A 1,303-nucleotide genomic window follows, 5' to 3' on the forward strand; every position below is an offset into this window, starting at 1 on the left:
CGGTGCTGCCCGGGCGGGGGTTGGCCGGTCCGGTACGGCCGGCCCGGCACGCCGGCAGCGTCGACGTGTTCCTGGAGGCGATCGGCCGGGCGTCGCCGGGGGACGTGCTGGTGGTGGACGACGGCGGGCGCACCGACCGGGCCTGCGTCGGGGACCTGGTGGTGCGCGAGGCGCAGGCCGCGGGCGTCGCCGGCCTGGTGGTCTGGGGGCTGCACCGCGACACCGGCGACCTGGCGGCCGTCGGGCTGCCCGTGTTCAGCCTGGGCGCCGTCCCCACCGGGCCGCTGGAGCTGGATCCGCGACCGGCCGGCGCGCTGGACGCGGCACGGGTCGGTGCGTGGACGGTGGACCCGGGCGATCTGGTGCTGGCCGACGACGACGGGGTGCTCTTCGTACCCGCCGACCGCGCCGACGAGCTGGCCGACCTGGCCCGGTCCATCCGGGACACCGAGTCGCGGCAGGCCGACCGGATCCGGGCCGGCGAGACGCTGCGTACCCAGCTCGGGTTCGACGGCTACCTGACCGCCCGGGCGGCCGACCCGACGCTGACGTTCCGGGCGCACCTGCGGGCGGTGGGCGGCGCGATCGAGGAGTGAGCCGGCTCAGCCGCCGCGTGCCCAGAGCGCGAGGCGTACCCGGTTGGGACTGCCGGTCTTCGTCATCAGGCTGGTGATGTGGGTCTTCACCGTGGTCACCCCGATGTGCAGCCGGTCGGCGATCTCGGTGTTGGACAGCCCTTCGGCGACCAGGTCCAGCACGTCGCGCTCCCGCCCGGTCAGGTCGGCCGCGTGCCGGGGCGCGCCGGCCCGGGCGTGCACCGCCCGCCGGACCAGCCGCCGCAGCACCTCGGGGCTGAACGGGCTGTCTCCGGCGGCCGCCCGACGGACCCCGTCGAGCAGGTCGGCCGGAGGCGCGTCCTTGAGCAGGAAGCCGCAGGCGCCGGCGGTCAACGCCGGATAGAGGTGGTCGTCGTCGCCGAACGTGGTGAGCACCATGATCCGGGTGGCCGGCCGGTCGGCCAGGATCCGGCTGGTCGCGGTGATCCCGTCGACGCCGGGCATCCGCAGGTCCATCACCACCACGTCCGGTCGCAGGCGGGCGGCGAGGGCGACCGCCTCCCGGCCGTTGTCGGCCTCGCCGACCACCTCGAGGTCGGGCTGGGCGTCGCAGAGCATCCGCAGGCCGGCCCGGATGAGATGCTGGTCGTCGACCAGCAGCACCCGGATCACGCCGGCTCCGGCGTGACCGGACGCGGCCGGGGCGCCACGCCGGCCGGCCGGTCCGGCGCGGCCGGCGGCAGGAC

At 76.7% G+C, this 1,303-nt stretch carries 2 protein-coding genes; one reads left to right on the top strand and one right to left on the bottom strand.

From position 1 onward, the window contains the following. Positions 1–596, top strand: a 596-nt coding sequence (locus HUW36_RS33050) for an RraA family protein (protein ID WP_174531605.1), incomplete at its 5' end; no start/stop codon positions are given. A 6-nt stretch (positions 597–602) separates the two neighbouring features. On the opposite strand, the gene HUW36_RS33055 is transcribed toward HUW36_RS33050, so the two are convergent. Then, positions 603–1,229 (bottom strand): response regulator, encoded by a 627-nt coding sequence (locus tag HUW36_RS33055; RefSeq protein WP_091574299.1) that lies wholly within the window; start codon positions 1,227–1,229, stop codon positions 603–605. Positions 1,230–1,303: the final 74 nt, after the last annotated feature.

The organism is Micromonospora maritima (assembly GCF_902825405.1).
GTDB classification, from domain to species: Bacteria; Actinomycetota; Actinomycetes; order Mycobacteriales; family Micromonosporaceae; genus Micromonospora; species Micromonospora maritima.